Origin of the sequence: Wolbachia endosymbiont of Nasonia vitripennis, assembly GCF_048054115.1 — a bacterium.
Taxonomy (GTDB): Bacteria; Pseudomonadota; Alphaproteobacteria; order Rickettsiales; family Anaplasmataceae; genus Wolbachia.
The window spans coordinates 1-22275 of record NZ_JAFEVF010000009.1; the positions used below are offsets into that span (position 1 = coordinate 1).

The 22275-nt window shown below is 33.4% G+C and carries 21 protein-coding genes, 2 tRNA genes and 1 pseudogene; 11 read left to right on the forward strand and 13 right to left on the reverse strand.

From position 1 onward, the window contains the following. Window positions 1-42 precede the first annotated feature (42 nt). Together JR053_RS02330 and JR053_RS02335 are read right to left on the reverse strand one after the other, a co-directional pair. Window positions 43-578: pseudogene (locus tag JR053_RS02330) on the reverse strand (IS110 family RNA-guided transposase); the annotation flags it as partial. A gap of 170 nt (window positions 579-748) precedes the next feature. Next, entirely contained in the window at window positions 749-1456 is a 708-nt protein-coding gene (locus JR053_RS02335; RefSeq protein ID WP_416603418.1) for a cellulase family glycosylhydrolase, read from the reverse strand. Between the two features lie 72 nt (window positions 1457-1528). Here JR053_RS02335 and dapF point away from each other — a divergent pair, with 72 nt between their 5' ends. Then, window positions 1529-2323, forward strand: a complete 795-nt coding sequence (gene dapF / locus JR053_RS02340) for a diaminopimelate epimerase (protein WP_010403976.1) — start codon at window positions 1529-1531, stop codon at window positions 2321-2323. 6 nt (window positions 2324-2329) lie between these two features. On the opposite strand, the gene sucD is transcribed toward dapF, so the two are convergent. The 8 genes from sucD to hemF form a co-directional block, all read right to left on the reverse strand. Further along, window positions 2330-3211, reverse strand: a complete 882-nt coding sequence (gene sucD / locus JR053_RS02345) for a succinate--CoA ligase subunit alpha (RefSeq protein WP_010403981.1) — start codon at window positions 3209-3211, stop codon at window positions 2330-2332. Between the two features lie 3 nt (window positions 3212-3214). After that, complete coding sequence (gene sucC, locus JR053_RS02350; RefSeq protein WP_010403984.1) at window positions 3215-4375, reverse strand: ADP-forming succinate--CoA ligase subunit beta; 1161 nt, start codon at window positions 4373-4375, stop codon at window positions 3215-3217. A 30-nt stretch (window positions 4376-4405) separates the two neighbouring features. Continuing rightward, complete coding sequence (rpsU, locus tag JR053_RS02355; protein WP_007302350.1) at window positions 4406-4606, reverse strand: 30S ribosomal protein S21; 201 nt, start codon at window positions 4604-4606, stop codon at window positions 4406-4408. Window positions 4607-4804: 198 nt separating this feature from the next. Next, window positions 4805-4878: transfer RNA gene (locus tag JR053_RS02360), tRNA-Pro, on the reverse strand. A gap of 122 nt (window positions 4879-5000) precedes the next feature. Beyond that, the gene (locus tag JR053_RS02365; RefSeq protein ID WP_010403987.1) at window positions 5001-5699 is read right to left on the reverse strand and encodes a 16S rRNA (uracil(1498)-N(3))-methyltransferase; all 699 of its coding nucleotides are present in this window, start codon (window positions 5697-5699) and stop codon (window positions 5001-5003) included. A 32-nt stretch (window positions 5700-5731) separates the two neighbouring features. Then, window positions 5732-5803 (reverse strand) — tRNA-Glu (locus JR053_RS02370). A gap of 311 nt (window positions 5804-6114) precedes the next feature. Further along, complete coding sequence (locus JR053_RS02375; protein ID WP_010403990.1) at window positions 6115-7011, reverse strand: hypothetical protein; 897 nt, start codon at window positions 7009-7011, stop codon at window positions 6115-6117. Window positions 7012-7093: 82 nt separating this feature from the next. Next, window positions 7094-7918, reverse strand: a complete 825-nt coding sequence (gene hemF / locus JR053_RS02380) for an oxygen-dependent coproporphyrinogen oxidase (protein WP_010403993.1) — start codon at window positions 7916-7918, stop codon at window positions 7094-7096. Window positions 7919-8077: 159 nt separating this feature from the next. On the opposite strand from hemF, the gene JR053_RS02385 reads away from it, so the two are divergent. From JR053_RS02385 to JR053_RS02395, 3 genes are all read left to right on the forward strand, one after another. After that, window positions 8078-10558 (forward strand): response regulator, encoded by a 2481-nt coding sequence (locus JR053_RS02385; protein ID WP_010403996.1) that lies wholly within the window; start codon window positions 8078-8080, stop codon window positions 10556-10558. Between the two features lie 86 nt (window positions 10559-10644). Further along, on the forward strand, window positions 10645-11487 hold the full coding sequence (locus tag JR053_RS02390; protein ID WP_010404000.1) for a ParA family protein: 843 nt from the start codon (window positions 10645-10647) through the stop codon (window positions 11485-11487). Further along, window positions 11484-12350, forward strand: a complete 867-nt coding sequence (locus JR053_RS02395; protein ID WP_010404003.1) for a ParB/RepB/Spo0J family partition protein — start codon at window positions 11484-11486, stop codon at window positions 12348-12350. Before JR053_RS02390 ends, JR053_RS02395 begins: the two co-directional genes overlap by 4 nt. 84 nt (window positions 12351-12434) lie before the next feature. Here JR053_RS02395 and ispD read toward each other — a convergent pair whose 3' ends face one another. Beyond that, the gene (gene ispD / locus JR053_RS02400) at window positions 12435-13640 is read right to left on the reverse strand and encodes a 2-C-methyl-D-erythritol 4-phosphate cytidylyltransferase (RefSeq protein ID WP_029237641.1); all 1206 of its coding nucleotides are present in this window, start codon (window positions 13638-13640) and stop codon (window positions 12435-12437) included. A gap of 101 nt (window positions 13641-13741) precedes the next feature. Here ispD and JR053_RS02405 point away from each other — a divergent pair, with 101 nt between their 5' ends. The 7 genes from JR053_RS02405 (at window position 13742) to JR053_RS02435 (ending at window position 20266) form a co-directional block, all read left to right on the forward strand. Then, on the forward strand, window positions 13742-14629 hold the full coding sequence (locus JR053_RS02405) for an alpha/beta hydrolase family protein (RefSeq protein ID WP_236607922.1): 888 nt from the start codon (window positions 13742-13744) through the stop codon (window positions 14627-14629). Window positions 14630-14678: 49 nt separating this feature from the next. Continuing rightward, complete coding sequence (locus tag JR053_RS02410; RefSeq protein WP_264375194.1) at window positions 14679-15752, forward strand: AI-2E family transporter; 1074 nt, start codon at window positions 14679-14681, stop codon at window positions 15750-15752. Between the two features lie 105 nt (window positions 15753-15857). Continuing rightward, window positions 15858-16493 (forward strand): DnaA ATPase domain-containing protein, encoded by a 636-nt coding sequence (locus JR053_RS02415; protein ID WP_064085999.1) that lies wholly within the window; start codon window positions 15858-15860, stop codon window positions 16491-16493. 370 nt (window positions 16494-16863) lie between these two features. After that, complete coding sequence (locus JR053_RS02420) at window positions 16864-17850, forward strand: site-specific tyrosine recombinase (protein WP_010404031.1); 987 nt, start codon at window positions 16864-16866, stop codon at window positions 17848-17850. 56 nt (window positions 17851-17906) lie between these two features. After that, the gene (locus tag JR053_RS02425) at window positions 17907-18632 is read left to right on the forward strand and encodes a lysophospholipid acyltransferase family protein (protein WP_029237643.1); all 726 of its coding nucleotides are present in this window, start codon (window positions 17907-17909) and stop codon (window positions 18630-18632) included. A gap of 43 nt (window positions 18633-18675) precedes the next feature. Continuing rightward, entirely contained in the window at window positions 18676-18945 is a 270-nt protein-coding gene (gene rpsT, locus JR053_RS02430; protein WP_007302369.1) for a 30S ribosomal protein S20, read from the forward strand. A gap of 79 nt (window positions 18946-19024) precedes the next feature. Next, on the forward strand, window positions 19025-20266 hold the full coding sequence (locus tag JR053_RS02435) for a citrate synthase (RefSeq protein WP_010404038.1): 1242 nt from the start codon (window positions 19025-19027) through the stop codon (window positions 20264-20266). Window positions 20267-20310: 44 nt separating this feature from the next. Here the strand turns inward: JR053_RS02435 and JR053_RS02440 are convergent, their stop codons facing one another. Next, window positions 20311-21756: a hypothetical protein gene (locus tag JR053_RS02440; protein ID WP_416603427.1), complete on the reverse strand. Its 1446-nt coding sequence runs from the start codon at window positions 21754-21756 to the stop codon at window positions 20311-20313. Between the two features lie 26 nt (window positions 21757-21782). Continuing rightward, window positions 21783-21947, reverse strand: coding sequence for a hypothetical protein (locus JR053_RS02445; RefSeq protein ID WP_010404042.1), 165 nt, complete (start codon window positions 21945-21947; stop codon window positions 21783-21785). Between the last annotated feature and the right edge of the window lie 328 nt (window positions 21948-22275).

Below are 22275 nucleotides of genomic sequence, written 5' to 3' on the forward strand. Positions count from 1 at the left end.
TCAGTTAATTCATGCCTGTCAGATCAAGTCTAAACTATTACATATTATTGCTTTAATAATTTGCATTCCAGTTACACCAGTTGTATCGCTTATAACTTTATGTAGTTGAATATTCATTTGTGTTAGCGCTTTTTGCATACGCAAAGTATGTGTAGAAGCATTTTCAATTAAATTTTTACGTTGCCGAACATAACTACGCAATACACACATTTGATCATCTGGCCTAAATGACCCTTGGAGTAACCCGTAACTGTGTAGTTGTTGAATCCATTTGCACATCTGATTTTCTCCCAGGTACATTTTTAACATGTTTTGCGTTTACCAGTTTTACTTCAAATCCGTGTGATTCAAGTACTTGAAACAAAGGAATCCAGTACACTCCTGTTGACTCCATGGCTACTGTATTAACTTTACATTTTTTCAACCATTTTGCTATGTTGTAGAGATCTTCCGTAAAGCAGCTAAATTTTTGTATACGTTGTTCATCGCTTCCTTCGGGTACACATACATAATGTACAGCCGAGCCAACATCGATTCCTGCTGCATTAGATCTCTAATTTACTTTTGAACTTTGCCATTTTTAATCTCCATTATATAATAATCCATAATTGAGAAGTGCTTAAGCTTGGGACGGTTGAGTTATACATTCTTCTAATCGAGGTAGCCCAAAAGGCTCAATCAGTGGTTCGACCGTTCCTCCAAAGCCACGCTGTCCTACGGGCACTTAAGGCACCATTGCACAGTTCGGCTATAACTGCAAAAAGCTCTTCTCTACAAAATTATACATAAAATTTGCCATACACTCAGCTAGGAAGTTTCTTTTTGGTTTGACAGGTTTTATCTGTCCGGCGCTGTCCAGTATGATAGGGGTTTTTAGGTCAATTCGGCGGATGCTATATACCATGCTGCTATAAAACCTAAATAAATCTTTCTGAATTCGACTTTGTTCTACATTATGAATGGCAGAATTGTTAGTATTATAAAGCCTTTCTGGATGTGGTTCATTTAAGATATTATATCCAACAATGGCAGGATGGTCCTTAAGTTCTCTTGCAAGATCTTGCCAAAATTTTGCTGCTTGCTTTTGAAAATCTTGATTTTTCCATAAACGCAAATCATCTCTATCGTTATTGTTTTGCCTCCACCGAGATCCAGGTAAGCTAAGCATCGTTAATACTACTGGTATTTTTTGTTGATGAAAAGCATCTAAAACATCTTTCAGAACTTTCAGATCTTTGGAAATCAGGCCCGGATAATTGTCTGCATTGCCTAAGAGGAAGTCACGTTGCGTAGTTTCAAATTTGTCAGGAGCAAGACGAATAAAACCAATTTTGTATTCCTTTGCTGCTTTGATTAAGTCACTATCAACTTTTCTATTGAAAACATTTGCTCCCTTTCTAACTCCAGTTTGCCAAAAGAGCATTTTGCTGTTCTCCGGTATTGACTTAGCACTCACATTACAGAAAACTATAGAATACAAAACAGCTGTAATTAGAAGAAAAATTTTCACTTATATAATTTTGCTATAATGGTAAGTAACCTAACAGACAAGATCCCGTTTGTAAAGATGCACGGTACTGGCAATAGTTTTGTTATCATAGACTCACGTTCAGCAAATAATTTAGACTGGAATTATAGACAAATTGCTGATCAAGGCAGTTGTGATCAAGTGATAATTATAACAATGTCTAATGCTGCAAACTGCTTTATGCATATCTACAATGCTGACGGTAGTCGAGCTGAAATGTGTGGAAACGCAGCACGCTGTGTTGGATATTTGATAATGTTAGAAAAAGGTACTGAATATATCACTATTGAGCTGATAAATAATCGTATCTTAGAATGTTTTAAAGTAGGTGATAAATCAATAAAGGTCAATATGGGTAAACCACTGCTTAAATGGAATGAAATTCCTCTTTCTTGTGAATGCGATCCCCTTTATCTACCTATAGAGCTTGAAATGCTGAAAGAGCCAGTTGCAGTAAATATTGGTAACCCTCATATAGTTTTTTTTGTTGATAACATAAGCGAAATACCATTGCAGAATTTAGGACCAAAGCTAGAAAATCATGAATTATTTCCTCAGAAAACAAATGTTAGTATTGCACAAATAGAAAAATCTGGAGAAATAAACTTAAGAGTTTGGGAAAGAGGAACAGGTATTACTGCTTCATGTGGTAGTGCGGCTTGTGCAGCATTTGTTGCATCTATACTTCGTAAGTGTTTGGCTACTAAACAAACTTCAGTGCATTTACCAGGAGGTCAGTTACTGATTGAGTGGTCAAAAAATATACTGATGACTGGGGATATAGGGTTTTTATGACCTAGGCTAGGCACTGACACTCATTACTTCTAACACCTTTTTACCAATCACAGCAGGGGTTTCTGCAATCGCAATCCCAGCACTGCGCATAACCTCTAATTTTGCACCAGCACTTCCGCCACTAGAGGAGATAATAGCCCCAGCGTGCCCCATACGTCTTCCTGGAGGTGCTGTTTGACCTGCTACAAAACCAACGATTGGCTTTTTAGTTTTTTCTGTTTTCACAAAATGTGATACATCCTCTTCTTCGTTTCCACCTATTTCACCAATAACTACAATACCATAAGTATCGTCATCTTTTAAAAAGAGCTCCATACAGTCAACAAACGTCATACCATGAACAGGATCCCCTCCAATTCCTATACATGTTGACTGACCAAGACCAACAGCGGTTGTTTGTGCTACCGCTTCATAAGTTAAAGTTCCAGAACGAGACATAATTCCTATATGTCCACGTCTGTGAATATGTCCTGGCATAATTCCTATTTTGCATTCTTCGGGTGTAATAACCCCTGGACAGTTTGGGCCAATCAATCGACTGTTTGAACCAGCGAGAGCGTGCTTTACCTTTACCATGTCAAGTATAGGAATGCCCTCTGTGATGCAAACTATTAATTCTATCTCTGCATCTATTGCCTCAAGTATTGCATCAGCTGCAAATTTAGCAGGTACATATATCACAGTAGCATTCACATCAGTTTTTTCTTTAGCTTCTGCTACGGTATTAAAAACTGGTAAATTAAGGTGAGTGCTTCCACCCTTGCTAGGAGTTACACCGCCAACCATTTTGGTTCCATAGCTAATTGCTTGTTCTGAATGAAATGTACCTTGTGCACCAGTAAAGCCCTGGCATATTAATCTTGTATCTTTATTTACTAAAACAGACATACTCTACTTCACCTCTTGTACTATTTTCTGTGCAGCCTCGTCAAGTTCGTCTGCAGCAATAATATTTAGCCCTGACTCTTCTAAAATTCTTTTTCCTTCTTTAAAGTTAGTGCCTGATAATCTAACCACTAAAGGGACCTTAATATCTATTTCTTTTGCAGCTTCAACTATTCCATTTGCAATGATATCACAACGCATTATACCGCCAAATATATTAACCAAAATTCCTTGTACATTACTATCAGATAATATAATTTTAAATGCTTCAGTGACAGTTTCCTTACTTGCTCCACCACCAACATCTAGAAAGTTAGCAGGCTCTGCTCCATAGTACTTTATTATATCCATTGTTGCCATAGCAAGACCTGCACCGTTCACCATGCAACCAATATTGCCATCCATTTTGATGTAACTAAGTCCATGTTTTGAAGCTTCTATCTCTTCTTTAACTTCTTCATCATAATCACGAAGCTGCACGATTTCTGGATGACGATATAAAGCGTTGTCATCAAAATTAATTTTAGCATCAAGTGCAACAAAATCCCCGGAATTTGTTTCAACTAGTGGGTTAATTTCTATTTGGCTTGCATCAGTTGTAATAAACGCATCATATATATTTTTTGCAATATTTGTTATTCTTTCTATTTGTTCTGAATTCAAATTAAAATTATTGGCAAGTTTACTGTTATCAAGATTTGTAAAACCAGTAGCAGGGTCAATATCAAATTTCACAATTTTTGTAGGAGAATTTTTTGCCACTTCTTCAATATCCATTCCACCTTCTGAGGAAAATATAAATACTAACCTACTGAGCTTTGGATCAACTACTAGACTCAAATAGTACTCTTTTTTAATGCTTGAACCTTCCTCAATGTATACTCTTCTTACCTGCTGTCCACTAGGCCCTGTTTGATGAGTAACTAAAGTTATGCCAAGCATGTCCTTTACAAGTTGTTGAGCTTCTTTAGTTGACTTTACTAGCTTTACGCCATCAACCTTACCCCTACCACCTGCATGAATCTGAGCTTTAACCACAAACACGTCAGATTTTAGTTGATTTATTTGAGTTTCTACTCCTTCTGCAGATGTAGCAACAAAACCCTTTGGTACCGGGACATTAAACTTGTGTAAAATTTCCTTTGCTTGATATTCATGAATATTCATAAGATAACTAATTATTAACCTTAGTAAAAACTACCAACCATAACGCTGTCTTCTGCATTCTTGCTGATACCTCTTTTTCCTTGCTTCAGCTTTTTTTTTAGCTGTTTTCTCTGATTTCTTTTCGTGATATTTTTTTTTCATTTTGAGCCCTCTTCCTTCCTTTTGAATTATTTTTCTCAACACTGGAAGAGCTCTATCTACATCACCATAATGGACTGATACTTCAATCAAACTCTATACCTCCTTCGGTAATCACTTCAAAATCCATTTATAAATTAGAAAATTAACATTGTCAATTATTTTATAAACTTGAGCGATAGAATATGATATGCAGTGATTTATATGAAAAAAGCTTCATTCTGCTGTCAATCATTTACTTGCTGATAAAAATTGCTTTTAGGTTACAGTGCTCTTGTAATTTTTCTAATCTCGGGGCGGAGAGATTTGAACTCCCGACCCTTTGGTCCCAAACCAAATGCGCTACCAGGCTGCGCTACGCCCCGACTTCTTTACTAAGAGTATCGATAGTTCGGAAAAATGCAAGTTTCATTTATTTCTTTTAGGAAAAATATAATGCAGATTTCTTTATATAGAGTGTCAAGTTGCACTAGCCATATTAAAAAATCTAGCTATACCAATTGGTGAAGGTTAATGCAGCAACTACAGCAGTATCAACTCTCAAAATTCTTTTTCCTAGACTCAGTTTCTGACAAAATTTATTGGCAGAATCAAGTTCGTAAGATGAAAAACCACCTTCGGGGCCAACAATAATAGCAACGTTTTTCTTGCCTTTTAGAACTTTATTAGGAGGTTGTCCTTCACCTGTTTCATCACACAAAACAAAATTTTTATTCTGGGAATCGGATAATTCACAAAAATTAATAGGAAGAAAAATCTGTGGTATACTTGTCCTACCGGATTGTTCCGCAGCTTCAATTGCCTGTAATTTCGCTCTACTTAGGTTAATGTTTTTTACTACTGTACGTTCTGTTGAAATAAATTGAATGCAGGTTACTCCCATTTCAGTTGCTTGTCTTACTATGTTGCTTAAGGCGCCGCTTTTTACCAGAGCACAATACAAATATAGATTTTTTTCATGTTGTTGTTGTTGTTTAGTGCGTTCTTTTATTATAATTTTTGTCGATTTACTTGATATATTCACTACTTCTCCTAACCATTCTCCATCCTTTCCATTAAAAAGATAGATGTTATCATGCTTCTTAAGCCGCATTACATTGTAAATATAGTGACTTTGTCGTGGATGAAGAGCCAAACTTACATTTTGTGATAAAGCTTCTTCAACATAAAGCCTAATTTTTTTCATTCAAAACTTTAGTTATTTGCATTCTGTTTGAGTGACTCTTACGGGATTTGAACCCGTGTTACCACCGTGAAAGGGTGGTGTCCTAACCACTAGACGAAAGAGTCGACTTGAATCTAACTGAGTTATATCGATTATACATATAAAGTCAATTCAATTATTTTGAATCACACAGTTAGAGTGATATATCAGTGATTTTATATCGACAGCCTCCTATTACCCCATGTTCAATGCTTACTGAACCTATCTCAGATTTAGGAGCTTTAGATCCTAAATCTAATTTTTGTTCAACTTTTGTATCTGAATCATAGCCAGAATCGTATCCAGAATCTCTACGCTCAAAATTTTGCCTTATTTCTTTTACGTTAAAGCCAGCCTTGGTCTTGATTTGCTGACTCGCTGGCTTATTAGCACTTTGCTAATTTAGTTTGACTTGCAAATTATTCACTTTATCCTGCACTAATCCATGATAAGTCCCAGAATTATCTTTTATATGTTTTGCTTGTCTTTCTGATCTCTTTTTCGATAAATCTACTTTAGCATAAATAGGCTCTGGTTGCTCTTTATGATTTAAGCTAGTGGGCTTTTTTTGCTCTGAGAAATCATCTACATCTTCATAAATAGGTTCTCCTGATATACTAGAATAACCACTATCTTTCAATGATAAATTTTCAGTAGATCTTTTATGCAAATCATATACTTCAGCATAAATGGATTCTTCCGATACGCTCAACTCTTCTAATGAGTTACTAACCTTAGCGTCATATACCCCATCATAAATGGGCTCTTTTAAAAGTAAAATATCATCATGCTCAAAAATTCTAGGAGGTTTTTTAGGTGAGTTGGCCTTAAATTTTAGCTCTACTTCCTCTTTAAGCTTGTCACAACTTTCCGTTTGTTTCAAAATCTCCAATATTTCTTTTCTTTCTTTTTTTATTAGCTCACCAAGCACTAAACAACATTTTTCTTTACGATCTTTGAGACTGTCCTTATCTCCGTACTGCATAGCTTCTGATGCTATTTTGTATTGAAGGATTACATTTCCTATACTATTATTTATTTCATTAATATTTGCTCCAGCACTAATAAGTAACGTCATTACATTATGATCAAGATTTGTTACTGCATACTCTAAAGCTCGATTTAAAGTTTGATCATTATTCAAGTCAAATGACCCCTTGTTCCTAAAAGGATTAATTCTAGAAAAGAGTTTTTCAAAGCTGTTTACTATATTATGAAGACTTAAAGCTAGCCTCACGCCTCTTATATTGCTATTTCTAGCGGATTTAATTAAAAAACTATCTACTATACCCATGATTGTACCCCTCTATATAAAAGCTCACCATTGTGGTACAATTTTAAACTATAACGATTTATTTTATATTAATAACCGCTTTTCACACCCACTTGACAAGAGGCGGCATCGACATCATAATTGCATCGGGGTTACCATTAGTCATTAAACCAAACCTTGTACCACGATCATAAAGAAGATTGAACTCCACATATCTGCCACGTTTTATCAATTGTTCTTCTCGTTGTTCTTTTGTCCAAGATTTTTGCATATGTTTGTGTATGATGTGTAAGTAAATTTCTAAAAAGGCTTCACCTACTGCTTTTGTGAACTCAAAATCATTTTTCCAGTTGCCAGAAGTTAGATTGTCATAAAAAATTCCACCAATACCACGTGGCTCTTTTCTATGTTGTAAAAAAAAGTAATCATCACATTGCTTTTTAAATTTCGGATAATATTCGATGTTGAACTCATCGCAAGTTGCTTTAATTGATTCGTGAATATACTTGCAATCTCCCTCATCTTTATAAATTGGAGTAAAGTCCATTCCTCCACCAAACCATTGTTTTGAGGTATATATCAGCCTTGTGTTCATATGTGCTGCAGGGATAAGGGGAGATTGCATGTGAGACACTAAAGATATACCGCTTGCCCAAAACTCTCCATTGCTTTCACTTGCACCAGGAATTTCATTAATGGCTGAGTCTGCGAGCTTTCCGTATACTCTTGAAACGTTTACCCCAACTTTTTCAAAAATATTACCAAAGATAATTGTAGATTCACCACTTCCTCCACCTGGTCGGTTCCACTTTCTTTTTTCGATTTTTGGTTCTGTGAATGACTGTAACTCAATTGATAAGAAAGATTCGGTGATCTTGTTTCTCAGTGCGCAGAACCATTCAAATGCTTGTGTCTTTTGTTTTTCCATAATGCCTTCTGTTGGCTTATTAATATTATTGTACTCTATATTTACAGGAATTAATTAGATTGGGATAGTAACTACCCATCAAGGATGTTAATAAATCTATAATAATTAAATCAATATAGTAGAATATTTTTATATGTGCAAGGATGCCAAGCAATAATAATGAGTAAAAGATACATAGATAACAAAAAAGAGAACAGAGTTGACTTCATACTAAGAAATTATGGGATGTCAATTATTGTGATGGCAGTCATTATGTTCTTACCTCCAATAGCAATATCAGTACTCTATTTTTCTAATGTATATAGTCAGCATGTTAATATAGAGATTAATTTATTAATTAGCATTCTAATGACTCTCTTTGTGGCATATAATATAAAACGTTACAAGTATCTACTTAATATCATAGAGTTTCAAAATGCAATATTTGCAAATGCGCTGAATCATAATACAGAGTTTTGTCTCATTTTACATAAAGATGAGGGTATTATTTATGCTGATGCGAGGTTCTACGAAAGGTTTAAAGATCACATAAACGATGATGTTACGCTAGATAAAATTCTTGAAGCAGGAGATGTGTCAGAAAAAGACAGAAAATCACTCTATCATGCGTTAAGAAATAACACTTCTGTAAAAGTATGCATTTCCTTAAGCAAGAAGAGTAGAATATCTAACTTTCTTTTGCTCTCTGAACCAATACCGGATAATCCACAAATTGCTATAAATAGTAATAAGACTTTAAATTTATCATTAGCCCCAATAGCAAGACCGAATGGGTATTTTGTACTGAAGGCAACACAGGTAAACAAAGAGCAGGTATATGAAGAGTTGATAGAGAAACACAATATAGCAACTTACGTTGCAAATACAAAAGGAGGTATCTTATCTGTAAATAAAAGATTTTTAGACATGTTTGAACTAAAAAAATTGGAAAAAGGTAGCTCAATCAATGATTTTATATCTCAATCTAAGTATGACGATACAATAACCAAAAATGAAATTATGTTTTTTACTATAAGCGGTGCTCCATTTAAGGCTTATATGAGTACTGCTATATTTTGTGATAAATACAATCATAGCTATATACACGGCTTTATAACACCAACTGAATCAAATATTGTTGATTATCAACTACACCCTTGTTTTACAAATTCGTCAATTGCTATTGCACAATGCGACATAAATGGCAATTTTATAAAGAAAAATATAGCATTAGTAAAACTTGCGGGGTCAAATAATGGTTCTATCTTTGCATTGATATCAGATGGTTATCATATGAAAGTGCGTGAATATTTTTCAAGTAATAGGATAAATAATGCGTCCTTTGATGTGCAGCTCAATGGCGGTAATAACATGAAAATATATTTTAATAAGTTTCTTCATAATAAAGTGATGTTCATACTTTGTTATTTTATTGATAATACTGAACGTAAAAAACTAGAGATAAAACTTGAGCATTATCAAAAGGTGCAAGCTATAGGGCAATTAGCAGGTGGTATTGCACATGATTTCAATAATATATTAACCGGAATAATAGGATTTTGTGATTTGCTTTTACTCCAGCACTCAGCTAGCGATCCATCTTTTGGAGATATAATACAGATACAGCAAAATGCAAAACGTGGGTCAAATTTAGTAAGACAACTGCTTGCTTTTTCAAGAAGACAGACTTTGCAGCCAAAGATTATTAATGTAAATGGTACGATAGCTAATCTTTATGAAATGATCAAAAGATTAATAGGTGAAAATATAAAATTTAATATTTATTATGGTAGCGATTTGGGTGCTGTTAGGGCTGACCAAGGACAATTAGAGCAAGTTATGCTTAACTTAGCAGTTAATGCTGGTGCTGCTATGGAAAAGGGGGGAGAGTTAACTATACGAACCTTTAATCAAAAGGTTGATTCATTAAATTCTACACCTCAGGATATGTTTTCTCCAGATAAGGAAACGATTGAACATGGGAATTATGTTGTGATTGAAGTGATTGATACTGGATGTGGAATGACGAGTGATATAATTGAAAAGGCATTTGATCCATTTTTTTCTACCAAAGATATTACTTCTGGTACAGGTCTTGGCCTCTCTACTGTATATGGCATTATTAAACAAACCGAAGGATACATCTATGTTGCTAGCAAAGTGAATCATGGAACTAAATTTAGCATATTTTTGCCCATAGTTTACATATCAGATGAAAATGATGAAGAGGAAGATAGTAAAGAAATAGAGAAACCGGTAGAGATTAAAGGTAATGGTATAATTTTATTAATTGAAGATGAAGATTCAGTAAGGGAATTTACTGCTAAGGCTCTTACAAGAAAAGGATTTAATGTAATAGAAGCGAGTATAGGCAGCGAGGCACTAGAGATCATTAGAAAAAAAAATCAACACATAGATCTAATAATCACTGATGTAATCATGCCAGAGGTGAGTGGTCCAGAAATAGTTAAAGAAACATTGATACATAGGCCAAACATCAAAGTTATTTTTATTTCTGGGTATACAGAGGATGCTTTTTTAAAGAGCGATGAAATCAATATAGAAGACTTCCATTTTTTACCCAAACCATTTACTCTGAATGAGTTAGGAAATAAGGTTCAAAGTGTGTTACACAAGACAAAAAAAGGCAGTTTACTTTGAGCATGATTGGCAACAAAAAAATTTTTCTAATGCAAAAATTTCTTGCATATATACAATAGAGTTATTTTATACATAAGATAAAAGGCGTGAGCAAGATCATTGCAATAGTAAATCAAAAGGGTGGAGTTGGTAAAACTACAACTAGTATAAATTTATCAACAGCCTTTGCTGCTGTGGGAAAAAGTACTTTACTGGTAGATCTTGACCCTCAAGGAAATGCTAGTACAGGACTTGGGATTTCTTATCGTAGCAGGGAAGAAAAAAATATATATAAAATACTGCTGAGCAGCGAAAGTGAATTGGTGGAATCGGCAATTTTCAATATAAAGGAAATTCCAAATCTATCGCTGATTTCATCAGTGGTTGACTTATCAGCTGCAGAAATTGAGCTATCACAACTTGAGCAGGGAAAATTCGTACTAAAAGATACGCTAGAGAAAGTACGTAATAATTATGAGTACATAATTATCGATTGTCCTCCATCACTTGGTCTGCTTACTATCAATGCTCTGACCGCTGCTGACTCGATTATTGTTCCTCTTCAGTGTGAATTTTTCGCTCTGGAAGGATTGAGCCATTTAGTTAAGACTGTAGAGCTGATAAAAAGAAATAACCTAAACCCTTTCCTGTTAATAGAAGGAATATTGCTCACAATGTATGACAGACGCAACAAACTTAGTGAGCAGATTAAAAATGATATTTGCCAATATTTAAATGATAAAGTATATAAAACTATTATCCCCTTGTATGTGACCATTATTCCACGTAATGTACGGTTATCAGAAGCGCCTTCTCATGGAAAACCTGCTATTGTATATGATCTTAAGTGTCCTGGTGCACAAGCATATATAAGTTTGGCAAAAGAAATTTTAAAGAAACACATGAGCATCTGTAAAGAGAAAAAGCTGATAAGTGAGGGTGCAGCGTGAAGGACAATAGGCGCTTAGGTAGAGGTCTTGCTGGCCTCATAGGCGATAATTATGGTAATAAAGAAGATCGGTTACCTATTTCATTACTACACCCGAGCAAATTTCAGCCGAGAAAATATTTTGATGAGGAGTCATTAAAAGAACTTGCAGGTTCGATAGAGAAAAATGGTATAATACAACCTATTGTGGTGCGCAAAGATCCAAATAATGAAGGTTATGAAATAGTAGCAGGGGAACGTCGTTGGCGAGCAAGTAAGGTCATAAATCTTGATAGTGTGCCGGTTATCATAAAAGATTTAAATGACAAGGAATGCTTAGAAGTATCGATAATTGAAAACATACAGAGGCAAGATATTAATCCAATAGAAGAAGGTGAGGCGTACAGAAAACTAATAGATGAATTCTCCTATACACACGAAGAATTAGCCTTAACTTTAGGTAAAAGCCGCAGTCACATAACCAATATGATACGAATGCTGTCACTCCCTAATGGAGTAAAAACAATGATCAACGAGAAAAAATTGTCTATGGGTCATGCAAGAGCATTGATTAATGTTGAAAATGCGGAAAGTATTGCAGAAAGAATAGTTTCTCAGGGCCTGAGCGTTAGACAAACTGAAAAATTGATAAAAGACTTACAACAAAATAACGACCGAAAAGAGCATAATTGTACTAAAAATCAAGATATGGCAGCATTAGAAGGAGCTATATCTTCTCAGCTTGGTTTAAAGATCAAAATTAATGACAGTAATTCTAAGGGTAAAGTCATGATACGTTATAACAACTCAAATGAATTGGATTTTATATTGAAAATTTTGAATAGAAGACTTGAATCAGCTATTAATGTCGAAAGTAGCTCATAGAAATTTCTTGACAAACCTTCCCACTTTCCTTGCAATGGAAGTGAAATGGTGGAGTTTGTCAAGTAAGTTATTTCGTTTCTACCTTCAATAAAAATTTGCACGCAATAGCACAGAAGCATACGTTGCTATTCCCTCATTTCTTCCAATAGAACCTAATTTTTCCGCTGTGGTTGCTTTGATATTTACGAATTCACCATTAATTTCTAATATTTTTGATATGAATTCCTTCATTCCTGCTTTGTAAGGCGATATTTTAGGCTCTTCACAAACTATAGTAATATCTAAATTAGACACGCTATATCCTTTTTCCTGTGCTTTTTTAGCAGCAAAGTCAAGAAAATGAGATGAATTGCAATCCTTCCATTTAGAGGAATTAGGAGGAAAATGTTCTCCTATATCGCCACATCCTAGTGCTCCGAGTATTGCATCAACGATTGCATGTATTGCAACATCACCATCGGAATGTGCCTCTATTGCCATATTATGCTCAATTTCCACACCGCAAATTTTTATAAAGCTCTTAGCATCATTTTGAATTTTAACAAATTTATGTATATCATAACCGGTTCCGACACGGAATTTTGGCTCTCCAAAGAGAAGTTTTGCCATATTGATATCCTCTTTTGTAGTTAACTTAAAATTCTTTTTCTCACCTTCAATAATCGCAACATGTTTTTTATGCTCCACCATTAGTGATGAATCATCAGTAAATTCTTTGACTGATTGATGGCACGATAATAATTCTCTGAAATTAAAAATTTGAGGAGTTTGCATGGCTCTAAGTTTTTCTCTTGAAATCGTAGATTCAATGAAATTATTACTCACCAACGATATAGTATCCTCGACTTCTATTGCTGGAACTACTCCTGTATATTGACCATTAATCATAGATTCAATCAAGTTGTTTATTAGAATATTTGATACAAAAGGCCTACAAGCGTCATGTATAATAACAAAATCTGGATTGATCTTTTGCAAACTCTCCAGTCCAAGTTTAACTGAACTCTGCCTGCTTTTTCCTCCACATACTGGACTCAGCAATTTAGTATCTATAGTTGATGACGTAACTTCTTTATAGAAATCTTTTTGACTTTCATTCACTACCACTCTTATGTAACTTATGTACTGATTAGCTAAGAATTTCCTAATTGTGTGAAATAAAACAGACTTACCTGCCAATTTTATATACTGTTTAGGGATTTTGGCATTGCATCTACTGCCTACTCCTGCTGCAACTATTAATGCTGCTATCTTGTATTTCTCAAGTCTGTTAGTGTGCATGCTTACCATTTTCGGTGTTAATACAAGTTATCTAGCATTTTAAAAAAGTTGATCCAATTCTCAAAAAAGAATATTCTTTTACTAGGTGTAATATATGCTAGAGGAAAATAATGCACGTTGCTAAGTATAACAAAGAAAATGAGATACATCTTATATTTTTTCATGGAATAGGTGATAATTATAAAAATGCGTCCAGGTATATACAAGATAGATCTACATATCTCCATAGGTCTAATTTCTACACTCATGCACATAAATACCCAATTGCATTTCAAAACTATATAACTTACGCAATAGCTAGTTTCTTATTTTTAGGAATATCCATATTATCACCCGCTCTGATATTATTTACCAACCCAATGACGTCTAGGACAGCGAATTCAGCAATATTAGCAGCTTTGATTTGCACTTTTTTGTCTATATCAATACTCATGATTCCATTTATAAATAAGAATAAAAGCTTATCTCAGTCTTCGATAAAAAAAATCAATGAATTAATGGACAAGGGTGTAAAACCTGAAAACATCATACTTTTCGGCCATTCCTTTGGAGGAGCAGTTGCATCAGAAGTATTAAAATATTTTACAGACAAAAATATTAAACTTGGAGGCGTTATTTTTACTAGCACTTTCAGCTCTTTTCATAATGCAATAAAGCATTTTCCAATTCCTCAAGCAAAAATTTTAAGTGTACTGCCCTCATGCTTATTGAAAAAGATGCTTAAGGTCCTAAATTTAGATTTTGATATAGTAAGCAATATACAAAAGCTACAAAATGATAATATACCAATAGTAGTCATTAATCATGAAAGAGACACCTTAATACCATATCCTGTACAATTGGCAAAGGCAGTAGATGATCTATTGTTAAATAGAAATTCGATTAAGATCGTTAATCTGAGAGGCTTTACAGATAACCCGCATAACGGAGTTTTATCTAGTTGGCAATTGAGTGAAAATTTGGCTGATCTCATGCCTAATAAAATAATGAATAGATAGTACTTACAAAAAACTGTATATTTTTCGGTAAATTAACTATTCTAAACACATGCAAAAACGTCATATAACTATTTGTTGTGTACTGCTTTTCATAATAGGGGCATTATTTTTGATGCGTCCTATGATTGTTCCGTGTCTAATATCTGTTTTTGTTGCACATCTATTTAACCCGCTAGTAACCAAGTTTGAAAAATATAGAATACCACGTTCATGTTCTGTAGTTTTTATAATACTTACCTTATTGATAGCTTTTATATTAGTTATCACATTTGTTTTACCTATTATATATTTTCAAATTACTTTAATATTAAATTTCTTAGTGAATAAGATACCTTCATTAAAGCTTAAAGTGATTCCTTCTGTGCTAGAATTTCTTAATATAAAAACTGAAGATAGTTTATTTGATCACTTGTCTAAAAATCTAGTAGAAAATTACAGTGATTATATATCTTATTTTATAAATGCTCTTAGCATGGGCAGTAATCTTATAATTCAAGTGCTAAATTCAAGCTTTAATTTGATTTACATGGTATCATTAATAGCTATTACGCTTGTGGTGTTTTTTTATGTATTACGTGATTGGCCTGCAATTGTAGAAAAGGCTAATAAACTAATTCCCATTCTTTACAGAGAAAAAGCTGCAGGTTATTTTTCCAAAGTAGATTTCATTATATCTAATTACCTAAAGGGACAGTTAAACGTATGTATAGTCATGATGATCTTTTACTCCGTGGGCCTTAGCATAATTGGGCTGAAGCATTCTGTAGCTATTGGAATTTTATCAGGAACATTAACATTTATACCCTATATAGGGCCATTATTATACACTATTATCGGATTTTTGAGCGCCATTACTCAATTTAGTGGATGGTTTGAAAGTACTGCTGTCTTGCTATTATTTAGTGTTGGTCAATTAATAGACTCAAGCATATTAGTGCCTTTATTAATAGGAAAAAAAGTTCATATACATCCAACTATCATTATTTTAGGAGTTGTCATATGCACCTCATATTTTGGGTTTATAGGTATATTATTTTTTATTCCAATAATAGGAATGTTCAGTGTATTAGTAGAATATGCAGTCAATAAATATTTTGAAAGTGAGCTTTATAAAAATGGCTAATTAGTTCACAATAAAAAGAAAAAGGACCTCTGATACATTTGAGAGATGCAAGTAAATTTTTATGCAAAAATTATTATCAAAAAGTAGTAATGTAAGAGGCTTTACGTGCAATTAAATTTATTTAGCAATAATCAAGTTGATTATTGCTGGCAAAACTATATCACCTTAGACGAAAATAAGCACGTATATAACTCAATAGTTAACGATTTATCTTGGAAATGCCTGATTCTTTTTGGACCTAACAGCTCTGGAAAAACTCACCTTGCTCATATTTGGCAATCAATAAACAATGCAATTTTTATCAATGTGAATAATTTTGTAAGCGAAATGAGGTATAGCGATGCGTTTATTTTAGAGGATGTACAAAACATTAAAGATGAGGAAATGTTGTTACATTGTTATAATTATATGAAAGAAAATGATAAGAGACTGCTAATCACTTCTTCAATTTCACCAAAAAAGCTTAACTTCAAACTAAGAGATTTAAGCTCCCGAATATTGTCAACTACCAGCGTAAAAATTTTGCCTGCAAGCGAGGAATTATTAAGAATTATGCTAATAAAACGATTTTCAGATAAACAGTTAAAAATTGATTTAAAAGTGATTAATTATATTCTAGCAAGAATAGAACGTTCTTTCCACAGCATTAATAAAATTATAGAAAAAATAGATAGTGAATCCATAGGATCAAATGTAACCATTCCTTTTATTAACACTTTATTAAAAAAAAGTCCCAAGTGATTCCTTCTGCTCAAGACATTTGTTATATATATTAAAGATTTATTAATACCCATACAATAATGAAGTTGAAATCACTATCTCTTTATGTTAAAATTATAATAAATGCTATGATGTAATAAGCATAAACAGACATAGCTAAGGGATATTTTATATGATAGTAAAACTTACTTTACAGGATGTTTTTTATAGATTTGATGTTATAATTGAAATATGGTAAAAATAAGATCAAATTTAAAAAAAAGGTTAAAACAAAGGTTTGTAGTACTTACTTTATTGATAAATGTTTTATTTATCTCATATTTTCTTATAAAAAATACAAAAAATACTTTTAATCAAATTATAGTCAAAGAAATAAATATAGGAGCTGATAATGAAAAATAAACAACCACAAAATAAAAAAGAGGATCTTTACATAACGTATTACATAGATACTTTGGTTTCCGAAAAATCCTCTACACAAAATACTTTGGAAAGTTATCGTTCAGATTTACACCAACTTGAAAAATTTTTATTAGAAGGAGGGACTACCTTAGTTGGTGCAAGTAAAGCTAATATTAAAGATTATGTAAACTTTTTACGTACACAAAAGAAATATAAAACTAGCTCTATATCAAGAAAAATATCTGCTATCAAAAATTTCTATAAGTGCCTATTTAATGATGGAATAATAGATTTTAATCCAGCACCGGCTAATGATAATGAATTAAGAAATCCAAAGGTTTCCCGTCCTTTGCCTAAGTATTTAAGTGTTCAAGAAATATTTTTGCTCATGGAAACAGTAAAAAAATCAGCAAGCGGATCGAATAAAGAGATAAGCAGTAAAAGGCTATGTGCAATTTTAGATATTCTTTACTCTTCCGGGATGCGTGTTTCTGAACTAATCAATATGAAGTTATGTGAAGTATCACATTTAGTAAACAGTAATGGTAAGGAAGGCTACATAATAATAAAGGGAAAAAGTGGCAGAGAAAGGCAAATCTTTTTTAATCAACAAGCATTGCAAAGCCTTAAAGATTATTTATCAATTCGTGACAATCTGCTCCCTAACAACAAAAAATCTGATTGGCTATTCCCAGGTGATAAACCTAATAAACCAATTACAAGGCAAAGAGTTGGTCAATTAATAAAGGAATTAGCAAGAAAGTGCGATATTGATGAAAATAAAATCTCTCCACATGTGATTAGGCATTCTCTTGCTACCCATCTACTGAATAGCGGAGCAAATATTGTGCTGATACAAAAAATTCTTGGCCATACTAATCTTTCTACAACACAAATATATACTCATATTGCTAACGAAAAGTTAAAGGACAAATTAGCTGATTCTCATCCTATTACTCAGATGATCAATAATTAAACTTATTGCTTTTAGTTTTGTAGTAAAGTTAAATTCAAATAAGTTTACGTGTGTTTGTGATTGCAAGTTTATTATTTAATTTACTCCTTATATTATGGGAAGTATTCTATACTTTAATTACTCTCCCTGTAATTTTCTTTCCTGAGTGTGTAATAACCATTTTCCTTGTTTGCTCGGTGAGAGTTGTATTATTCATGTTGCGTTTATTATGTGGCATTAAATATGAAGTGAGGGGAATGGAAAACATTCCTAAGCAACCTTTTATAATTGCATCTAAACACCAATCTCCATTTGAAACATTTATTTTTATACTACTCTTTAGAAAAGCAGTTTTTATTTTAAAACGTGAATTGAAATGGATTCCATTCATTGGTTTGCATCTCATGGCATTAAAAATGATTTTTATTAACCGCTCAGATGGTATTAGTTCTGTGCGTCATATCATGAAATTAGCAAAAGTGTGTATAAAAGAAAATAGAGGCATAATAATATTTCCTGAAGGTACAAGAACAACTATAAACCAAAATATAAAATATCAATCGGGTATTGCTGCTTTATATAGCGTATTATCTGTTCCTGTGTTACCGATTGCTTTAAACACTGGTTTGTTTTGGCCAAAAAGCATACTTTCTCTGAGAAAGAATCCCGGAAAGGCGGTAATAGAAATATTACCTCCCATATATCCTGGGTTAAACAAAAATGAATTCTTGCAAAGTTTAGAAAAAATCATTGAAGAAAGAAGTAGTAGATTAATTGCAGAAAAAACTGATATTGCAAATTAACAAAAAAACTTTATAATTAAAAGAAAAGTACAGGTATTAATATATGGCAAATCATAAGAGTGCTAAAAAAATGATGAAGGTAATAGCAAAGCGTACTTTAGTAAATAAGATGCGAAAAAGCAAAACTCGTACTGCTATTAGAAGATTAGTTGATATAATCAAGTCTGGTGATAAAGAGAATGTTGTCTTGGCATTTCGGAATGCTGAATCCAATTTACACAAATGTGTAAATAAAGGTGTCATTCATAGGAATACCGCTGCGCGTAAAATAAGTCGCTTAAATGCAAAAGTAAAAGCATTGATGACCGCTTAATACGGTTAATGTAAAGTTAGCTGTATTAATATATACTCTTCAGTTTGTATATTCTGTATAAAATTAAGTAGCTTAAGTGATGGATAAAAAAGCATTATTGGAACTAAGTAATGGGTCAAAAATTGATCTGCCCGTATTAAATGGAACAGTAGGTCCTGGCGTGTTAAATATCAAGGATTTATATAAGAAGACAGGATTATTCACTTACGATCCAGGGTTTGTTTCTACAGCTTCATGCTCTTCTACAATTACATTCATTGATGGAGATGAAGGAGTTCTTAAATATAGGGGACATAATATAGCTGATTTGGCAGAGAATAATAATTTTACTGCTGTGATTTATTTATTGCTCTATGGTGAATTACCCAGTTCAGAGCAACACAAAAAATTTCTTCTCAAAATACAAGAATCATCCAAAGTATCAGAGCAAGTTACAAATGTAATCAAAGCATTTCCAAAAACTGCTCACCCTATGTCGATTTTAGTTGCATGTTTTGCAAATTTGTCAGCGTCTTACCATGAAATGCATGGCAACAATGTCAATGGTGAAGATTTAGATTTTGGAATTTCTGCAATAGCAAAAGTTCCTGCAATTGTTGCAATGATTTATAGACATATCAACAATCAGGAATTCATAAATGCTAATAATAAATTAAGTTATAGTGAGAATTTCTTAAATATGATATTTGGCAGTGCTGTTAATAACACCCTTTTTGTAAAAGCTCTGGATAAAATATTTACTCTTCATGCTGATCATGAACAGAATGCTTCTACAGCAGCTGTCAGATTGGTAGGGTCAGCTGGTTCTAATCTATTTGCAAGCCTGTCTGCAGGAGTTGCTACACTTTGGGGTCCAGCACACGGTGGAGCTAATGAGGCAGTTATAAATATGCTAAAAGAGATAGAGCAAAGTGGAGATGTAGATAGATTCATTGAGAAAGCTAAAGATGATAAAGATCCATTTAAGCTAATGGGATTTGGACATCGTGTTTATAAAAACTATGATCCGCGCGCGCTTATATTAAAGGATGCTTGTCATGAGATTTTAAGCAAACTAGAGCAAAACAATGAATTACTTGAAATTGCAAAAAAACTTGAAGAAATAGCTTTAAAGGATGAGTATTTTATTACACGTAAGTTGTATCCAAATGTTGATTTTTACTCAGGTATAATAATGAATGCTATCGGTATCCCTTCAAGTATGTTTACACCCATTTTTGCACTTGCAAGAACCACTGGTTGGGTTGCCCAGTGGTATGAAATGGTAAACGATAAAGAAACCAAGATTTGTAGGCCAAGGCAGCTATACCTTGGCAAATAAACTTTCATTCACAATTCGTCCTCAAATAGTCTAATTTTCTTTAGCTATAAAATACAGCAAATTGATTTTTTACTAGTTGATGTCTGCTTTTTTGCAGAACATTGGTCAGGCTGTGATATAGAAGGTTGGTTAAATGTTGTTTTGGGCTTATTAAAAGAAGATCGTGCTGAAGAAGGGACAAAGCCACTATCTTTAGCCGAATTATCATCTTTAATTCTTTGTGCATCTTCATCATAGTAATTGAGGCCAAGTAATTTTCTTGAGTTTCCAGTATGTGATTTACCTATAACTGAATTCTTAGGTGAATCACCAAAACCACTATCTGCACTTGTATCTGCACTTGGTCCATCCGTCCCTACTTTTTCTTCAGAAGGGGCAAGAGTTTGTGGTTTCATAGCTGGCACACGTGCAGGATCAATGGACAGTTTATAATCCTTATTGATTACAGAGCTCTCTATGATCTTATCCATCACACAGTAAGCAATGTCTGGGTTAGCAAAATCTATTCCATACACTCCTTTACTGCCCAATAGCGATTTCTGTGAAGTCCGACCTTCAAAGCTATTTAATATATCCATACCAAACATATTATTAACGTGATTCACTTCTTCTCTTGTTAAATATCCCTCCTCATTATTATAACTTACAATAGGAATTAAAATTAAATCTTCGTCACTGTTCAAGTAAGAGTCACGCACAATACGATCAACTGGTATGTTTGCTTTACGAAGCAAATCAACCACTGCAAATTTCAGCATGTCAGTAACTCCAATCTCGCCTTTTGGAGTATCAAAACAACGACATGTCAAGTATATTTCATGCCTTACTATGTCTTTGACGAACTTAAGATCATCAAAAACGCCTTTCTTTAAATATACATCATTCCCCTTCTCTTCTAAAAAACCCTTAAATCTTTTAGGACTCTTTTCATAACTTTCCATTCTCGATGAGAATGATTTTACAAAAGATTCTTTTAATTCTCGATCATCAAAGCCCTTACAGTATAAATAAGATTTTCTTTCAAAACTCACATCGTATACATTTTCATTCACATAATCTGGACCTTTAGGATGAACGTCCATAATACGTGCTATTGTAAACCGTATAAGTTCATTAGCTAGCAAATATTTTAGATTACAAACTACCTCTTTTTCAATTGGCACTGAAAACCTATGTCTGCTACTATCTGTAATCCATTTTCCTTGCTTAAAGTTAAAAGGAAAAGAGTCTGTATAAAAAAGATCATTGGCAGCCTCTTCGACAAAAACTTTTTCATCCTCATCTTCATTATCTCCACAAAACTTTCCTACTATACTCTCTCTCATATTTTTCAAGTAGTCTTTGCGCTGACCAATATTCATATCTTTATCAAATGAGAGAACAATATGATCTTTTTCTACAGTGAGATTAGTAATAACAGTCTCATCAGAAAGAAGAACACTATTAAACGCTTTTACTAATTCTCGATTTATTTTACTTTTATTAGGCATAACGCCACCCCCCTAAACTAATATAATTATTTACTGCTGCCCTGACCACTAGATTGATTTTTCTTTCTTTCCTCTTCACGTCTAATCATGTCTCTAAAATCATCTATTTTCTTTGGATCTATTTTGCTCAGATCAATCTTTACTCTCCCTGAATCAGGTACTTTTTTATTTGGATCATTATTGCCATGCATATCAACCTCTAAATTAAATTATTATGTAATGAGTATATTAAGAATCAACTACTAGCACAAGCAGTTTTTTAACATAAATTTTATTCACCATTTTTATACTCCTGGATTCCAGACTGGGATGACAAGAGAAGAAGTACTGGAATAACAACTTTTTAAATTAAGTTTTCTGGATCCCAGTGTCAGCTACTTGGATGACAAGAGAGAGAGCTACTTGTCCGCCATGTCATTCCAGCACTTGATGCTGGAATCCAGATGAAAAACCAGTGTCACGCACTGGGATGACATGTAATAGTTTAGACTTGATCTGACAGGCATGAATTAACTGACA

Bases quoted from the DNA above. Each gene is read 5' to 3' on its own strand.
- sucD (WP_010403981.1), bottom strand. From the start codon at position 3,211: ATGTCTGTTTTAGTAAATAAAGATACAAGATTAATATGCCAGGGCTTT.
- JR053_RS02385 (WP_010403996.1), top strand. From the start codon at position 8,078: ATGAGTAAAAGATACATAGATAACAAAAAAGAGAACAGAGTTGACTTC.
- JR053_RS02440 (WP_416603427.1), bottom strand. From the start codon at position 21,756: ATGCCTAATAAAAGTAAAATAAATCGAGAATTAGTAAAAGCGTTTAAT.
- hemF (WP_010403993.1), bottom strand. From the start codon at position 7,918: ATGGAAAAACAAAAGACACAAGCATTTGAATGGTTCTGCGCACTGAGA.
- JR053_RS02410 (WP_264375194.1), top strand. From the start codon at position 14,679: ATGCAAAAACGTCATATAACTATTTGTTGTGTACTGCTTTTCATAATA.
- sucC (WP_010403984.1), bottom strand. From the start codon at position 4,375: ATGAATATTCATGAATATCAAGCAAAGGAAATTTTACACAAGTTTAAT.
- dapF (WP_010403976.1), top strand. From the start codon at position 1,529: ATGGTAAGTAACCTAACAGACAAGATCCCGTTTGTAAAGATGCACGGT.
- rpsT (WP_007302369.1), top strand. From the start codon at position 18,676: ATGGCAAATCATAAGAGTGCTAAAAAAATGATGAAGGTAATAGCAAAG.
- JR053_RS02375 (WP_010403990.1), bottom strand. From the start codon at position 7,011: ATGGGTATAGTAGATAGTTTTTTAATTAAATCCGCTAGAAATAGCAAT.
- JR053_RS02405 (WP_236607922.1), top strand. From the start codon at position 13,742: ATGCACGTTGCTAAGTATAACAAAGAAAATGAGATACATCTTATATTT.
- ispD (WP_029237641.1), bottom strand. From the start codon at position 13,640: ATGGTAAGCATGCACACTAACAGACTTGAGAAATACAAGATAGCAGCA.
- JR053_RS02365 (WP_010403987.1), bottom strand. From the start codon at position 5,699: ATGAAAAAAATTAGGCTTTATGTTGAAGAAGCTTTATCACAAAATGTA.
- JR053_RS02420 (WP_010404031.1), top strand. From the start codon at position 16,864: ATGAAAAATAAACAACCACAAAATAAAAAAGAGGATCTTTACATAACG.
- JR053_RS02435 (WP_010404038.1), top strand. From the start codon at position 19,025: ATGGATAAAAAAGCATTATTGGAACTAAGTAATGGGTCAAAAATTGAT.
- JR053_RS02445 (WP_010404042.1), bottom strand. From the start codon at position 21,947: ATGCATGGCAATAATGATCCAAATAAAAAAGTACCTGATTCAGGGAGA.